This window comes from Pseudomonas sp. MBLB4123 (assembly GCF_051904775.1).
GTDB lineage: Bacteria > Pseudomonadota > Gammaproteobacteria > Pseudomonadales > Pseudomonadaceae > Aquipseudomonas > Aquipseudomonas benzenivorans_B.
Map to the genome: position 1 here is coordinate 1,248,870 of NZ_CP196711.1, position 14,507 is coordinate 1,263,376.

At 64.6% G+C, this 14,507-nt stretch carries 17 protein-coding genes; 8 read left to right on the forward strand and 9 right to left on the reverse strand.

Annotated features, from left to right (window positions below):
• Positions 1-84: 84 nt before the first annotated feature.
• From ACSX1C_RS05925 to ACSX1C_RS05935, 3 genes are read right to left on the reverse strand one after another with little or no spacing between them, the layout of a single operon-like run.
• The gene (locus ACSX1C_RS05925) at positions 85-990 is read right to left on the reverse strand and encodes a 5'-nucleotidase (protein WP_439889373.1); all 906 of its coding nucleotides are present in this window, start codon (positions 988-990) and stop codon (positions 85-87) included.
• Positions 991-1,005: 15 nt separating this feature from the next.
• Positions 1,006-1,962 carry a putative 2-dehydropantoate 2-reductase gene (locus ACSX1C_RS05930; protein WP_439888655.1) on the reverse strand — a complete coding sequence of 319 codons (957 nt, stop codon included), beginning with the start codon at positions 1,960-1,962 and terminating at the stop codon, positions 1,006-1,008.
• Positions 1,959-2,345 (reverse strand): thioredoxin, encoded by a 387-nt coding sequence (locus ACSX1C_RS05935; protein WP_439888656.1) that lies wholly within the window; start codon positions 2,343-2,345, stop codon positions 1,959-1,961. The genes ACSX1C_RS05930 and ACSX1C_RS05935 overlap by 4 nt, the downstream gene beginning before the upstream one ends.
• Here ACSX1C_RS05935 and ACSX1C_RS05940 point away from each other — a divergent pair.
• Both ACSX1C_RS05940 and ACSX1C_RS05945 read left to right on the forward strand, forming a co-directional pair.
• Positions 2,344-2,763: a PilZ domain-containing protein gene (locus ACSX1C_RS05940; RefSeq protein ID WP_318646228.1), complete on the forward strand. Its 420-nt coding sequence runs from the start codon at positions 2,344-2,346 to the stop codon at positions 2,761-2,763. The genes ACSX1C_RS05935 and ACSX1C_RS05940 overlap by 2 nt on opposite strands.
• Positions 2,764-2,924: 161 nt before the next feature.
• Positions 2,925-4,001, forward strand: a complete 1,077-nt coding sequence (locus ACSX1C_RS05945; RefSeq protein ID WP_439888657.1) for a 3-deoxy-7-phosphoheptulonate synthase — start codon at positions 2,925-2,927, stop codon at positions 3,999-4,001.
• A 61-nt stretch (positions 4,002-4,062) separates the two neighbouring features.
• Here ACSX1C_RS05945 and ACSX1C_RS05950 read toward each other — a convergent pair whose 3' ends face one another.
• Both ACSX1C_RS05950 and ACSX1C_RS05955 read right to left on the reverse strand, forming a co-directional pair.
• Entirely contained in the window at positions 4,063-4,344 is a 282-nt protein-coding gene (locus tag ACSX1C_RS05950; protein WP_318646226.1) for a GNAT family N-acetyltransferase, read from the reverse strand.
• Between the two features lie 20 nt (positions 4,345-4,364).
• Positions 4,365-5,630, reverse strand: a complete 1,266-nt coding sequence (locus ACSX1C_RS05955; protein ID WP_439888658.1) for a hypothetical protein — start codon at positions 5,628-5,630, stop codon at positions 4,365-4,367.
• Positions 5,631-6,129: 499 nt separating this feature from the next.
• On the opposite strand from ACSX1C_RS05955, the gene oprI reads away from it, so the two are divergent.
• The gene (oprI, locus tag ACSX1C_RS05960; RefSeq protein WP_003239826.1) at positions 6,130-6,381 is read left to right on the forward strand and encodes an outer membrane lipoprotei OprI; all 252 of its coding nucleotides are present in this window, start codon (positions 6,130-6,132) and stop codon (positions 6,379-6,381) included.
• A 136-nt stretch (positions 6,382-6,517) separates the two neighbouring features.
• Here oprI and ACSX1C_RS05965 read toward each other — a convergent pair whose 3' ends face one another.
• The 3 genes from ACSX1C_RS05965 to ACSX1C_RS05975 form a co-directional block, all read right to left on the reverse strand.
• Complete coding sequence (locus tag ACSX1C_RS05965) at positions 6,518-7,474, reverse strand: L,D-transpeptidase family protein (protein WP_439888659.1); 957 nt, start codon at positions 7,472-7,474, stop codon at positions 6,518-6,520.
• A 75-nt stretch (positions 7,475-7,549) separates the two neighbouring features.
• Positions 7,550-7,831: a hypothetical protein gene (locus ACSX1C_RS05970; RefSeq protein WP_439888660.1), complete on the reverse strand. Its 282-nt coding sequence runs from the start codon at positions 7,829-7,831 to the stop codon at positions 7,550-7,552.
• 58 nt (positions 7,832-7,889) lie between these two features.
• The gene (locus ACSX1C_RS05975; protein ID WP_439888661.1) at positions 7,890-8,495 is read right to left on the reverse strand and encodes an arylesterase; all 606 of its coding nucleotides are present in this window, start codon (positions 8,493-8,495) and stop codon (positions 7,890-7,892) included.
• A 10-nt stretch (positions 8,496-8,505) separates the two neighbouring features.
• On the opposite strand from ACSX1C_RS05975, the gene ACSX1C_RS05980 reads away from it, so the two are divergent.
• The 3 genes from ACSX1C_RS05980 to greB are packed head-to-tail and all read left to right on the forward strand — an operon-like array spanning position 8,506 to position 12,233.
• Positions 8,506-9,189 (forward strand): ABC transporter ATP-binding protein, encoded by a 684-nt coding sequence (locus ACSX1C_RS05980; RefSeq protein WP_439888662.1) that lies wholly within the window; start codon positions 8,506-8,508, stop codon positions 9,187-9,189.
• The gene (locus tag ACSX1C_RS05985; protein ID WP_439888663.1) at positions 9,189-11,693 is read left to right on the forward strand and encodes an ABC transporter permease; all 2,505 of its coding nucleotides are present in this window, start codon (positions 9,189-9,191) and stop codon (positions 11,691-11,693) included. Before ACSX1C_RS05980 ends, ACSX1C_RS05985 begins: the two co-directional genes overlap by 1 nt.
• Positions 11,694-11,735: 42 nt before the next feature.
• Positions 11,736-12,233 (forward strand): transcription elongation factor GreB, encoded by a 498-nt coding sequence (gene greB / locus ACSX1C_RS05990; protein WP_439888664.1) that lies wholly within the window; start codon positions 11,736-11,738, stop codon positions 12,231-12,233.
• 10 nt (positions 12,234-12,243) lie between these two features.
• Here the strand turns inward: greB and ACSX1C_RS05995 are convergent, their stop codons facing one another.
• On the reverse strand, positions 12,244-12,552 hold the full coding sequence (locus tag ACSX1C_RS05995) for a class I SAM-dependent methyltransferase (RefSeq protein WP_318646217.1): 309 nt from the start codon (positions 12,550-12,552) through the stop codon (positions 12,244-12,246).
• Between the two features lie 224 nt (positions 12,553-12,776).
• On the opposite strand from ACSX1C_RS05995, the gene thpR reads away from it, so the two are divergent.
• Both thpR and ACSX1C_RS06005 read left to right on the forward strand, forming a co-directional pair.
• Positions 12,777-13,301, forward strand: a complete 525-nt coding sequence (gene thpR / locus ACSX1C_RS06000; RefSeq protein ID WP_439888665.1) for an RNA 2',3'-cyclic phosphodiesterase — start codon at positions 12,777-12,779, stop codon at positions 13,299-13,301.
• Between the two features lie 221 nt (positions 13,302-13,522).
• The gene (locus ACSX1C_RS06005) at positions 13,523-14,467 is read left to right on the forward strand and encodes a triacylglycerol lipase (RefSeq protein WP_439888666.1); all 945 of its coding nucleotides are present in this window, start codon (positions 13,523-13,525) and stop codon (positions 14,465-14,467) included.
• Positions 14,468-14,507 lie beyond the last annotated feature (40 nt).

Here is a 14,507-nt window from a genome sequence, read left to right on the forward strand (position 1 = left end):
CCTTTTCTGAGCTTAGCAGCGCCATCTGCAAGTCAACCAAAGACCGACCTTTTAGGACCAATGGCTATATGCGCCGCGCACCGACTACTGCGGCGGTTCGTTGCTCACGCCATGGGGTACGTGTCCGGTGGCCACGACTTCCCGCGCCTTCTCGCAGTGCCCGGCCTGGTCGTCGAAGAACACATCGGCGGCGAAGGTCTCGAGAATCGCCGCCTTTTCCAGGCCACCGAGGAAGAATGACTCGTCCAGACGGATATTCCACTCGCGCAGAGTGCGAATGACCCGCTCGTGAGCCGGTGCCGAACGCGCGGTGACCAAGGCCGTACGAATCGGGCAGGCTTCCTCGGGAAACTCTTGCTGCAACCGATGCAACGCCGCGAGAAAGGGCTTGAACGGTCCGCCGCCGAGCAGCTCGCGGGCAGCATCGCGCTCGTGGCTCTGAAAGGCCTCCAGCCCGCCCTGCTGATAGACACGTTCGGACTCGTCGGAGAACAGCACGGCATCGCCGTCGAAGGCGATGCGCAGTTCGTTGCTCGCCGCCCGCCGCGCTCCGCCGGAGAGGATGGTCGCCGCGCCGAAACCCGAGCGCAGCGCACTGCGCACGTCCTCCACATGGGTGGAGAGGAACAGCTGGCAGCCGAACGCGGCCAGGTAGGGGTCCGGGCTGCGACCGCCGACGAAGGCCGCGCGGGAAATACCCAAGCCGTAATGCTGAATCGAGTTGAACGCGCGCAGGCCGGTGTCGGCGCTGTTGCGCGAGACCAGGATCACTTCCACCCGGGGCTGCCCCAGGGTCAGGTTCAGTCCGAGCAGCTTCTCGACCAGAGGAAAGGCGTCGCCGGGCATGAGTATCTCGTCCTCATGCTCGATCTGATAGCGACGGTAAGCCTCGACGCCCTGGCTTTCGTACACCAGATGGCTCTCGCGCAGGTCGAACAGCGCGCTCGAGGAGATCGCCAGCACCAACTTGTCGCCCATGCCCTTGCCCATAGCCATCCTCACGCGCTAACGCTTAGCCCGATCGAGAAAACACAGCGCCTGATACAAGGCACGAACCCGCGGCATGTCACAACCGGCCTGCTCGGCGGCGGCCAGCGGCGCGGCGTAGATCGCCTGCAGCTCCAGCGGCCGGTGCTGAGCGAAGTCGTGATACATACTCGGCCAATAGTCTGGCATGCGCTCGGTCGCCGCCAACAGTTTGCCCGGGTAACCTTCCGGCAAGCGCTGCCCACAGGCCAGCGCCGCGTCGGCTACCTCCTGCATCAATGCCTGGATCAGCGCACGGCTGTCGGGATCGGCCATCAAGGCACCAGTCCCCGCATCGAGCAGGACCGACAGGCCGTTATAGGGCACGTTCCACACCAGCTTCTGCCAGCGCCCCTGCTCCAGGTCCGCCAGGGCCGTGGAGTCGAGTCCCGCCGCCTTGAACAGGGCTGCGCCTTCCTCGGCGATCTGCTGGCGCTGCGCGCCATCGCTGGCGGGGCCCGAGTGATAACCGAGATTGACCGCCCCCAGCGCCTGGTGCTCGACCACCCCGGGCGCGGCGCGGTGGGCACAGATGAAACACAGGCCGCCGAGCAGGTGCAGAGACTCGGGCAGCAGCGGACGCAGCGCCTCTTCCACCGCCAGGCCGTTCTGCAGTAACAGCACCTTGGCACCGTCGGCGGCGACCTGGGCAATGACCGGCGCCAACTCGGCGTTGCTGGTCGTCTTCGCGCCCACCAGCAACCAGTCGCAGCGCGGCATATCCGCCGCCGCGCGGTAAGCCTGCACGGGCTGCAGGTGCAGGGCGCCATGCACCGCACTATTGAGCTGCAGCCCTTGCTCGGCAACCGTAGCGAACTCGCTGCGCAGCAGGAAGTGCACGTCGAAGCCGGCTCGCGCCAACATCAGGCCATAGAAACCGCCGATCGCACCGGTCCCGATGACGCCTATGCGCGGACTCTGGTTTGTCGTATTCAAGGGAGCTCCTCAGCAGGGCGCGACAGGGCCGCACCCAATGCATCAAGTAGATCGTTGGCACGCAAAGGACTGTGCAACGCGCCGAAAAATTGACCATCGCGCACGACGAACAGCGCCGGCAAATGGAACACCTCGTACCGTGCCACCAGCCCCGCATTATCGGCAGCGTCTATCCAGGCCAAACGCGCCACCGGCAAGGGCAACAGCGGCAGCTCTCGGCGCACCCAGCGGCAACTGGCACAGGCTATGCTAGTGAATATGAGCAGGGAGATGCCAGGCAGATCGAGCAGGCGCCGTTCAGCATCCAAATCTGTGAGTTGCAGTTCGTTCACTATACTGTGGTTAACGATGTCAATTTGATGGCATTGGGAGTCGGTAGTCATGCGTCGTTTCTTGCGTCATCCCAGTGATATGCCGGTGGAGCTGGTGCTCCGTAAACAGGATTTCGTGCCCACCCAGCGCCTGAACAATATCAGCCTCGGCGGCGTGGCGTGCAACTCCAGCCGAGGTTTTCGCCGCGGCACCGCCGTGGAGTTGCGCATTCCACTGCTCGGTGAGCAGGCCCGTTATCCCGGCGTGGTCGCCTGGTGCCACAAGATGGACGACGACTATCTGGTTGGCATCGCCTTCACCGACGAGGACACGCTGTTCCGTGCCCGCATGGTCGAGCAGGTCTGCCAGATCGAGCACTATCGCCGGCAACGCGAGCAGGAACTGGGTCACCAACTGCAGATCGAGAACGTCGCCCGCGAGTGGATCGCCCAGCACGCCGCCGAATTCTCCGACGCCAGCCTCTCGTAGTCGTCCGATCCGACTAACGACCTTCGCCCCATTGTCTCGCCCGCCCTTAACGCGCTAAGGTTCAGCTTCCCCGCTGTGCTCATTCTGCTGTGCTCCGCCACACGGGGATCGCTGGCGGCCGGCACCCGTGACCCGACGACCCTGACCTGATGAAAAGCACGATGGCTGATTTACCGATCGACGATCTCAACGTCGCCTCCAACGAAACCCTGATCACCCCCGCGCAACTCAAGCGCGAAATCCCCCTGACCGAGTCGGCCCTGCACACCGTTGCCACGGGCCGTCAGGTGATCCGCGATATCCTCGACGGCAAGGACCACCGCCTGTTCGTGGTCGTGGGCCCCTGCTCGATCCACGATATCAAAGCCGCCAAAGAATATGCCGAGCGCCTCAAGGTGCTCGCCGCCGAGGTAGCCGACAGCCTGTACCTGGTGATGCGCGTGTATTTCGAGAAGCCGCGCACCACGGTCGGCTGGAAAGGGCTGATCAACGACCCCTACCTGGACGACTCGTTCAAGATCCAGGATGGCCTGCACATCGGCCGCCAGCTGCTGCGCGACCTGGCGGAAATGGGTCTGCCGACCGCCACCGAAGCACTCGACCCGATTTCCCCGCAGTACCTGCAGGACCTGATCAGCTGGTCGGCCATCGGGGCACGCACCACCGAATCCCAGACCCATCGCGAGATGGCTTCCGGCCTGTCCTCGGCCGTGGGCTTCAAGAACGGTACCGACGGCGGCCTGACCGTGGCAATCAATGCCCTGCAGTCGGTTTCCAGCCCGCATCGCTTCCTCGGCATCAACCAGGAGGGCGGCGTCTCCATCGTCACCACCAAGGGCAATGCCTATGGCCATGTGGTGCTACGCGGCGGTAATGGCAAGCCGAACTACGACTCGGTCAGTGTTGCCGTCTGCGAGCAGGAACTGACAAAAGCCGGCATCCGCCCGAACATCATGGTCGATTGCAGCCACGCCAACTCCAACAAGGATCCGGCGCTGCAGCCGCTGGTCATGGACAACGTGGCCAACCAGATTCTCGAAGGCAACCAGTCGATCGTCGGCCTCATGGTGGAAAGCCACCTGGGCTGGGGCAACCAGTCGATTCCCAAGGATCTCGACCAGCTCAAGTACGGCGTATCCATCACCGATGCCTGCATCGACTGGGACAGCACGGAGAAGACCCTGCGCGGCATGCATGCCAAGCTCAAGGACGTTTTGCCGAGGCGCCACCGGGGCTGAGACTTTCCCGAACAAGAAACGCCGGGCACTGCCCGGCGTTTTTTATTCGCTTCGGTAAAGCTCAACCCTTGGCGAGGTGGCGCTGACGCCGCTCGATATAGCGCTCGACGTAAGAGCAGGACGGAATCACGGTGTAGCCGGTACGTTCGGCGTACTGCAGGGCATGCTCGGTCAATGCCGCAGCGATCCCCCTACCACGCAACGAGTTCGGAACGAAGGTCCGGTAGATGTCCAGGGTCTGCTTACCCAGGTCCATATACGCCAGGTAAGCACGATCACCATCCACTGTGGTCTCGAATTGGTGACCCCTCTGGTCATGGTGAATGGACAACGCCTCGCTCATTGCTACTCCTCTCCTAAACCTTAGAACTGCACCCGCACCTTATCGATCTTCTCCAGGCGTAGCGACATCTGCGCCGTGCCATTTCCGGCTTGCAACCTGAGATAGGCCTTGTTGTTCGCAACCCGGGTCAGGATTCCCTGATAGTACATGCCATCGTACGTGACGAAGCGCAAGCGCTTGCCGACATGATCGGCCAAGCTGGATACCGCGACAAATCCGGTGCGCGCACCGGCTGCCACCGAACCGACCCGCTGCGCCGCCTCGGCAGGCTGAGCCGCACGCGTCGGGCGCGAAGTCGGATCGACCCAGGAAAAGCCCAAGGGCTGAACCGCCTGATGATTGACCAAGACCGCCGGCCGCAGCATCGCCATCACATCCTTGGCATCGAAGAACTGCAGGCCATCCCAGACCATCCCTTCGCTCGGCTCGAACTCGACCCGCAGCGCCTGCGGGTCATCCAAATAAGCCCCATAGGCATCAAGGATCGGCTGATCCAAGGCTACACGCTGACTACGCAGTACCTTGTCGAACTGTTCCACAGCACGCTTTCTATAGGCGTCGGCATCCAGCCCCAGCTTGGCTGCACAGTATTCCTGCACCTTACGCTGATACTGGTTGTCGTTGACCTCGACACTCAGGCGCTGGATCCGTGGCGGGTTGACCCGCAGATCTCCGGGGTTATCCGGCATATTGATGACGGACAAGGCGACGCGTAGCTCGCCCATATCCCGGGTATCGGAGGTCAGGTTGAAACTGAGTGTCTGCGCCCCCGGCTGGAACCTGTAGGAAAACTGGCCATCGGCCTCGAAGGTGCGATACCCCATATCCAGCAGCTCATCGGCCCCTATGGCGCGAACCTTGCCGCAAGCCACTTCGCTCATTGCCGTGAACACGCTGCGCTCGGCCGGAACCGCGTAGAGCTGGCGCATGAATGGCCCATGGACGTCCAGGCTCACCCCCTCCAGGTTGACCGCCATCTGCTCGGGAAACTTGCCTTCGGCCAGGCGTTCCTTGAAACGCAACAGCTCGCCAAGCCCCTCGAACTTAAGTTCGGCATGCTCAACCCTCAGACTATCGCCCATGGCCGGCACCCGGATATCAATCTTGCTCAGACCGACCCGACCATCGAAAGAAGAGGTGATACCCCCATAACGGATATCCATGATTGGCGACAGCCGCTGCGCCGCATCGTCCATGATCGAGCGCACCGACAACCACAGTGACAGCTTGATCAGCACGGCAATTGCCAATACCGCCAACACACCCCATTTAATCAACTTCGACATACACGCATCCTTGGCCTGAGACAGGTAGCTCCTCGTTACAGAAGCCGAGCTTATCAGGCCGCCCCGGAGTCGGCCACGCTGAATCAATGACTTAGCGTATAGCCGGAACGGCAGGCGAAGACCTGCACTACCGCGAACTGGTGAATGAGGGCAATAGAGGCACAGCGGAGCGCGGGCCGGAGGCTTTCTTCTATGAGACGCTCACCAATGCCCATGCGACTACAACTTCGACCGCCGAGAACAGGCTCAATAACCGCCCCACCGCTCAAAGCCATGAGGTCCAGTCGCAAGTAATAGCAGCGAACACGACAACGCCTGTATGTTTTTTATACAGCAACAGCAACTTACAGAGGCTCCCTGCGACATCATGAAAAAAAAAGTGCGGCGCCTGCCTCGCCTCCGTTTACTTACTTCAGGTTACGGGTACTATGTACGCCGGCTAATTTCCTACCATTGGGAAATTGCTTTACATGGAAAACTCCACCTCAAGGGGAACACGATGAACAACGTTCTGAAATTCTCTGCTCTGGCTTTGGCCGCAGTTCTGGCCACCGGTTGCAGCAGCATGTCTAAAGAAACTGAAGCTCGCCTGACTGCTACCGAAGACGCAGCCGCTCGCGCTCAAGCCCGTGCCGACGAAGCCTATCGCAAGGCTGATGAAGCTCTGGCCGCTGCTCAGAAGGCTCAGCAGACTGCTGACGAAGCCAACGAGCGCGCTCTGCGCATGCTGGAAAAAGCCAGCCGCAAGTAAATAGTCCGCAACGGCTATTAGAGCCGGCCCAGTCCCTGGGCCGGCTTTTTATTGCCTGGCGAACGACGGCGAGTCAGCTGGCAATAAAAAACCCGCCGCTGTTTGCACAGGGCGGGCTTCGTTCAGCGTCACAACTTCAGAACGCGGCAGCTGCGCTGCTGACCAGCTCGACTTCGGGCTCGGCGATCTCCACCGGCAAGCCATCTTCTGCCGCGACCACCTCGCGCACCACCTCCCAGTCCAGACGGAGGTCGCCCAGCTCTTCACGCTTGAGCAAGGCATTGATGACCGCAGAGTGCTTGTCGACCACCGATGCCGCACCACTGTCTTCGAGTGGGGCATGAGCCTCCAGATAGACCTTGCCGTTGCTGCGACCGAACTTGTACGGCTCGTTGACGATACGTACCGGCGTACCGACCGGCGCCATATCCGCGAGCTGCAACACGTTATGGTTGAGCATGCGGAAACAGCCATGGCTGACGCGCATGCCGATACCGAACTTCTTGTTCGTGCCGTGGATCAGGTAGCCCGGTATCGACAGCGACATCTTGTACGGGCCCAACGGGTTGTTGGGGCCAGGCGGCACATAGGCCGGCAGCGGATCGCCATCGGCGGCATGCTCTGCAAGAATCGACTTCGGCGGGGTCCACCCCGGATTCGGGGTCTTGCCGGTGATACGGGCATCCGCCACGGGCGAACTCCACCCCTCACGACCTATCCCCAGGGGATAGGTATGCACGACGTTTTTCCCCTTAGGGAAGTAGTACATGCGGTATTCGGCGAGGTTGATCACAATTCCCTCGCGCGGCCCCGGCGGCAGAATGAAGCGCGTGGGCAGGACGATCTCGGTGCCCTCGCCGGGCAACCAGGCGTCCACCCCCGGGTTGGCGGCGATCATCTCCAAGTAACCCAGGTCGTTGGCTACGCCAAGGTCGGCAAAGGTATCTTCGTATTTGGCCTTGACCACCTGCACCTGGCCGACGATGTCCTCCCCGGCCGGCGGCAGAGGCAACTCCAGGGCTGTGACAGAGCCCGCGACAAACAGCGTGGCAAGTGGCAGGCAACGGGTTACGGCAGAGATGCGCGACAACATCCGGTAATCCTTGGCGTGAATGGTTGACGAAATTACTGCGTAATTGTACACCGCCGCCTGGCGCTACGGGAGCCCTCAGCACTCGGGCCAGGGAGGACGCATCCCGCGTCGCTGACCCTCGAATGCGCTGCGGCATCCCGGGCACAGGCGCGCATCGCGCAGCATCGGTCTGTCCAATCCGCGCCAGCGCGGCTGCGCCGGCAACAGCCCACCGCACAATGTGCGGTCGGCGAATTCGCCCAGCTCGAGCTGGCGCGCGACCAAGTGCAGGCGCACCTCTCGGCAGGCGAACAGATCCAGCTGCTCGTCCGGCTCGATCAGTTGGTAGGCATGCAAGGACCAAGCAGGACGCGGCATCGGGGGCTCCAGGGCGGGGGCGCCACATTAGCCGAAAGGCCGAAGGCAGGAAAGCCCGTCAGAGCAGCGGTTGCAGCAATGGCCAGACATTGCCCAAGAGAATGGGTTGAGCGTCTGCTGTGGGGTGGATGCCGTCATCCTGCATCATCTCCGGCACACCACCGACCCCCTCGAGAAAGAACGGCACCAAGGGAACCTCTAGCTCCTCGGCGACGCTTGTGAAGACCCCGGCGAATGCATCGGTGTAGCGCTTCCCATAATTGGGCGGCAAACGCATGCCCAAAAGCAGCACCTTGGCCCCCGCCTCCTGCGACTGCCGCACCATGGCCGCAAGATTCTGTTGCAATTGCCCGGGAGGCTGGCCACGCAGCCCGTCGTTGCCACCCAGCTCGACTATCACCAGGCTCGGGCGGTGCTCGGCGAGCAGCCCGGGAAGCCGTGCGGCGCCGCCTGCACTGGTATCGCCACTGAGCGAAGCATTCACCACCCGATGCGCGTAGCCCTGCTGTGCCAGGCGTTGTTCCAGCAGCGCGACCCAGCCCTGGCGGGTATCCAGGCCGAAAGCCGCGCTGATACTATCGCCGACAACCAGCACGGTCTCGGCCATGGCAGTCTGTGCCGTGAGCAACAGCGCCAAGACGATACCCAGCAACCCTGTACGCATCGGACTCTCCATGGGCTCAAGCATTCTCACTGCGCGGAACCTTAGCAAAGTGGTTCCCAGCGCGGAAGGCGAGTTGACCATACTCCACGACCTCTCCCTCGAGCTGGCCGCCGGCGACAGCCTGGCCATAGTGGGCAGCTCGGGATCGGGCAAGTCCACCCTGCTCGGCCTGCTCGCCGGTCTCGACCTGCCGAGCGTCGGCGAGGTCGCCCTGGCCGGTCAGGACCTCGGCCGGCTGGATGAAGACCAGCGCGCCCGGGTGCGTGCCGAGCACGTCGGGTTCGTCTTCCAGTCCTTCCAACTGCTCGACAGCCTCAACGCCCTGGAAAACGTGATGCTGCCACTGGAGCTCGAGGGGCGCCGCGATGCCCGCGAACGGGCCCATGCCCTGCTCGACCGGGTCGGCCTGGGCCAACGCCTGGGCCACTATCCGCGCCAGCTCTCCGGTGGCGAGCAGCAACGCGTGGCCATCGCCCGGGCCTTCGTCGCCGCCCCCACGGTGTTGTTCGCCGACGAGCCGACCGGCAATCTCGACAGTCACACCGGCGAACGCATCAGCGACCTGCTGTTCGAGCTGAACCAGGAGCGGGGGGCGACCCTGGTGCTGGTCACCCATGACGAACGCCTGGCGCATCGCTGCCAGAAGCTGATTCGCCTGGAAGGCGGCCGGCGAATCGACCACGTGCCAGCCTGATGGCCCGCCTACCCTTTCTCCGCCTGCTGATGCTGGCCGTTCGCCAATTGCTGCGCGACGCCCGTGCCGGCGAGCTGCGCGTGCTGTTCTTCGCGCTGCTGGTGGCAGTCTCGGCCAGCACGGCCATCGGCTATTTCAGTGCACGCCTGCACGACGGCATGCTCAGGCACGCCAGCGAGTTTCTCGGCGCCGACCTGCTGCTGACGGGCACCTCGCCTGCCGCACCCGAGCAAATTGCCCGGGGCCGGCAACTGGGGCTGGAACATGCGCAACTGGTCGAGTTCTCCAGCGTGATCACCAGCGATGCGGCCATCCAGCTGGTCAGCGTCAAGGCCGCAGACGATCACTACCCGCTGCGCGGACAGTTGAAGAGCGCGGCGGCCCCCTATGGCACCGAGCAGTCCGGCCCAGGCCCCCGTCCGGGTGAGGTGTGGGCCGAGGCCCGGCTGTTCGCCGCGCTGGGCCTGCGGGTCGGCGACAGTATCGAGCTGGGCTCCACCACCCTGCGCCTGAGCCGGGTACTGACCTACCTCCCGGACGAAGCTGGGGACTTCTACAGCCTGAACCCGCATGTGTTGATGCACCTGGACGACCTGCCGGCTGCCGGCGTGGTGCAACCCGGCAGCCGGGTCCGCTATCGCGAACAATGGCGCGGTGCGCCCGAGGCACTGACTGCCTACCGCCAGACCATCGAACCGACGCTGGCGGCCAACCAGCGCCTGGAGGACGCCCGCGACAGTAGCCGCCAGGTCGGGGGAGCCTTGGGCCGCGCCGAGCGCTACCTGAATCTGGCCAGCCTGGCCGCCGTGCTGCTGGCCGGTGTCGCGGTGGCATTGTCTGCCGCCCGCTTCGCCTTTCGCCGCTTCGACAGCAGCGCCCTGTTGCGCTGCCTCGGCCTGTCGCGCCGACAAGCGCTCGGCCTGTTCGGCCTGCAACTGGCCATGCTGGGGCTGGTCGCCAGCCTGATCGGCGCCCTGCTCGGCTGGCTCGGCCAGCATGGCCTGTTCTATCTACTGGAGGGCCTGCTACCCGCCGACCTGCCAGCCGGCGGACCAGGCCCGGCCCTGGCCGGCATAGCCACCGGCCTGGTGGCCCTGGCCGGGTTCGCCTTACCGCCGCTGTCCGCCCTAGGTCGGGTACCGCCGTTACGGGTGTTGCGCCGCGACCTGCTGCCGGTGCCAGTCAGCTCCTGGCTGGTCTATGGCGCCGCGCTGCTGACCCTGGGCCTGATCATGTGGCGCCTGAGCCTTGACGTGCAATTGACCCTGGCCCTGCTCGGCGGCGGCCTGCTCACCGCACTGCTGCTCGGGGCAGGGCTGCTGGCCGGATTGCGCGGCCTGCGCAGCGCCCTGGCCCGCTCCGCCCTGCCCTGGCGCTTAGGCCTGGGTCAGCTGCTGCACCGACCACTGGCGGCAACCGGCCAGGTCCTGGCCTTCGGCCTGATCATCCTGGCGATGGCGCTGATCGCCTTACTGCGTGGCGAGTTACTCGACACCTGGCAGGAGCAGTTGCCGGCACAGGCACCCAATCATTTCGCCCTGAACGTGCTGCCAACCGAGAAGGAAGCCTTCGCCGCTCGCCTCGCCCAGCTCGCGCCGCACCCCGCCCCCCTGTATCCGGTGGTGCCCGGACGGCTGGTGATGGTCAACGGCGAACCGGTCCGCCAGCTCGTCAGCAAGGACAGTCAAGGCGAGCGCGCCATCCGCCGCGACCTCAGCCTGACCTGGGCCGCCGAGCTGCCCGAGAACAACCGCCTGCTGAGCGGCGATTGGTGGAACCGTGCCCAGGCCAGCGAACTGCCCGGGGTGTCGGTGGAGTCCAAGCTGGCCGAGAGCCTCAACCTCAAGATTGGCGACCGGCTGAGCTTCAGTGTCGGCGGCCTGACCCGCGAGGCCCGCGTCAGCAACCTGCGCGAGGTCGACTGGAACAACTTCCAACCCAACTTCTACATGATCTTCGAGCCCGGCACCCTGCAGGACCTGCCGTTTACCTACCTGACCAGCTTCTACCTGCCCGCCCGCCAGGAGCGCGAGCTGGTCGAACTGGCGCGTACCTTTCCGGCCGTGACCCTGCTCCAGGTCGACGCCCTGCTCGCTCAGCTGCGCAGCATCGTCGCCCAGGTCAGCCTGGCCATCGAATACGTCCTGCTGTTCGTCCTTGCCGCCGGCCTGGCCGTGCTGTTCGCCGGCCTGCAGAGCACCCTGGACGAACGCATCCGCCAGGGTGCGCTGCTACGCGCCCTGGGTGCCGAACGGCGCCTGCTGATCGACGCCCGTCGCGCGGAATTCGCCCTGCTCGGCGCATCCAGCGGCTTGCTGGCCGCCTTGGGCTGCGAGCTGATCAGCTTTCTGCTCTATCGCTTCGCCTTCGACCTGAGCTGGCAGCCGCACCCCTGGCTGCTCAGCCTGCCGCTGTTCGGCGCTCTGCTGGTCGGCGCCGCCGGGGTGCTCGGCACACGCCGGGCGCTGAACGTCAGCCCGCTGACGGTGCTGCGCGAGGGCTGATAAGATCGCGGCTTTCCAGACTACTCGCGTCCTCGCAGCCCCATGAGCCGTTATCGTCCGCCCCGCTCCGCCGGCACCCCCCTGATCACCCCCGAAGGCGAGGCGCGCCTGCGCGCCGAGCTGCATGAGTTGTGGCACGTGCGCCGCCCCCAGGTCACCCAGGCAGTCAGCGAAGCGGCTGCCCAGGGCGACCGCTCGGAGAATGCCGAATACACCTATGGCAAGAAGATGCTGCGCGAAATCGACAGCCGCGTGCGCTTCCTCAGCAAGCGCCTGGAGAATCTCAAGGTCGTCAGCGCCCGCCCGAGCGATCCGGACAAGGTCTACTTCGGCGCCTGGGTCACCCTCGAAGACGAAGAGGGCGTGGCGGCGCGCTACCGCATCGTCGGCCCTGACGAGCTGGATCTGAAGCTGAACCTGATCAGCATCGACTCGCCCCTGGCCCGCGCCCTGGTCGGCAAACCCCTGGACGCCGAGGTGCGGGTGCAGACGCCGACCGGGGAGAAGACCTGGTACGTGGTGGCGATCGACTACCCCTGAGCCTGGGTGGCTAGCGCCGGGTGATCAAACCCTGGCGGGCGACCCGGGTCAACTCGCGCACCGTGTCGTGCAGCTGCTCGGCACTCGGCGCCTGGACCACGGCCAGGTCGAAACTGTCGCTGGCGAACCGGGCCAGGGACTCATCGGCATGGGTGAACTGGATCAGGAAGGTGGGTGAAGCGCCCCAGCGCTTGGGCCAACCGTCCAGATAGCGCAACAGGGTCGGCTGATGGCTGCCGCCGAGGAGTATCTTGGCGTTGCGCAGGCTCAACCCGGTGGTGATGGGGGCCAATCGAATCAGCGGTTGGGGACAGGTCATGCTCGCGTCTCCGCCTCAGGAATCCCGCTGGGCAGCGGTGAGAGGCGACACCGAACCAGCGCTTTAGCGGAATTTCGAGGCGTCCGTGAGAACCCTCTCAGAGCCCTGCCCTCGGCAATGACTCGGCGCCCCGCAAGTAGCTGTTTAAATCGGCGCATGGAGCGGCATCCTAGAGAAGCCTGCGCGATACTGTCAACAGGGAGATGGCAGCCGAAGTCACGACCATGAACGCTACCAGCCTGCGCCTGTTCTTCGCCTTGCGCTGTCCAACTGAACTGGCCGAGCGCATCGCCCTATGGCGCGATGCGCTGGGACTGCACGGCCATCCCGTGCCGCCGGCCAACCTGCACCTGACCCTGGCCTTTCTCGGCCAGCAACCGAGTGCTCGGCTCGCCGAGCTCGGCAGCCTGGCCGCCACGCTGAAGGCCGCGCCCTTCGACCTACGCCTGGACACACTGGTGCGCCGCCGCAACGGGCTGCTGTACCTGGCACCCAGCGAGCCTCCCGCCGCCCTCCAGGATCTGGCCGAACAGCTGCACCAGGCTTTGCGGGCGGCAGGGTTCGGCCTGGAGGAGCGGCCCTTCCTCGCTCACCTGACCCTGATGCGTCGCTGCACTACAAGGCCGCCTGCGGCCAACCCATCCTTCGATTGGTCGGTTGGCCATTATGCCCTGCTGGCTTCCGAAACCAACCCGCGGGGCAGCGTCTACCAACAGATCGCGGAGTGGCCACTGTTGCGAATCCGCTAAGCCCGACGTTTCGCCCCGTAACAAACCCGGCGTGATGCATGCCTCGGGCCCTCGTCGTTAATGGTACGAGAGTACCTGCTACAGAGCGCTTGCGCCCTCTTCGCGGCGAAGCTGGCACATTTCCTGCCGCAAGCCCCAGGCCGCGCCGATCCGTCCTCGACCGGCTGTCGCGGCCGACAGGATCGTATTAATTGCCCAACCCATCCCTTACGAGAGCGCCCATGAATAACAACAAGACCCTGCTCGCCCTCTGCCTCGGAGCCGGCCTCATGGCTTCCGGCCAGACCCAGGCTTTCTGGTTCGGCTCCTCCGGCTACACCCAGACCCAGTACCCGATCGTGCTCACCCACGGCATGCTCGGCTTCGACAGCATCCTCGGGGTCGACTACTGGTACGGCATCCCCACGGCCCTGCGCCGCGACGGCGCCAGCGTCTATGTCACCGAAGTGAGCCAGCTGAACACCTCGGAAGCCCGCGGCGAGGAGCTGCTGGAACAGGTGGAAGAGATCGTCGCGATCAGCGGCAAAGCCAAGGTCAACCTGATCGGCCACAGCCACGGTGGGCCGACCATCCGCTACGTCGCCGCCATCCGTCCCGACCTGGTCGCCTCGGCCACCAGCGTCGGCTCGCCGCACAAGGGCTCGGCTGCCGCCGACTTCATCCGCCAGGTTCCGCCCGGCTCGGCTGGCGAAACCCTGCTGGCCGGCATCGTCAACGGCCTCGGCGGGCTGATCAACTTCCTCTCCGGCAGCTCCAGCACCAGCCCACAAGACGCCCTCGGCGCCCTCGAATCGCTCAACAGCGAAGGGGCGGCACGCTTCAACGCCAAGTACCCGCAAGGCGTTCCGACCAGCGCCTGCGGCGAAGGCGCCTACCGCGTGAACGGCGTGCGCTACTACTCCTGGAGCGGCACCAGCCCGCTGACCCACCTGCTCGACCCGAGCGACCTGCTGCTGGGCGCCAGCTCCCTGACCTTCAACGGCGAAGCCAACGACGGTCTGGTCGGACGCTGCAGCTCGCACCTGGGCAAGGTGATTCGCGACGACTACCGGATGAACCACCTCGACGAGGTCAACCAGACCTTCGGCCTGACCAGCTGGTTCGAAACCGATCCGGTGACGGTCTATCGCCAGCATGCCAATCGCCTGAAGAACGACGGCCTATAAGTACACCCGGGGCCCTAGGGCCCCGCTCTCGGGCCGTAGC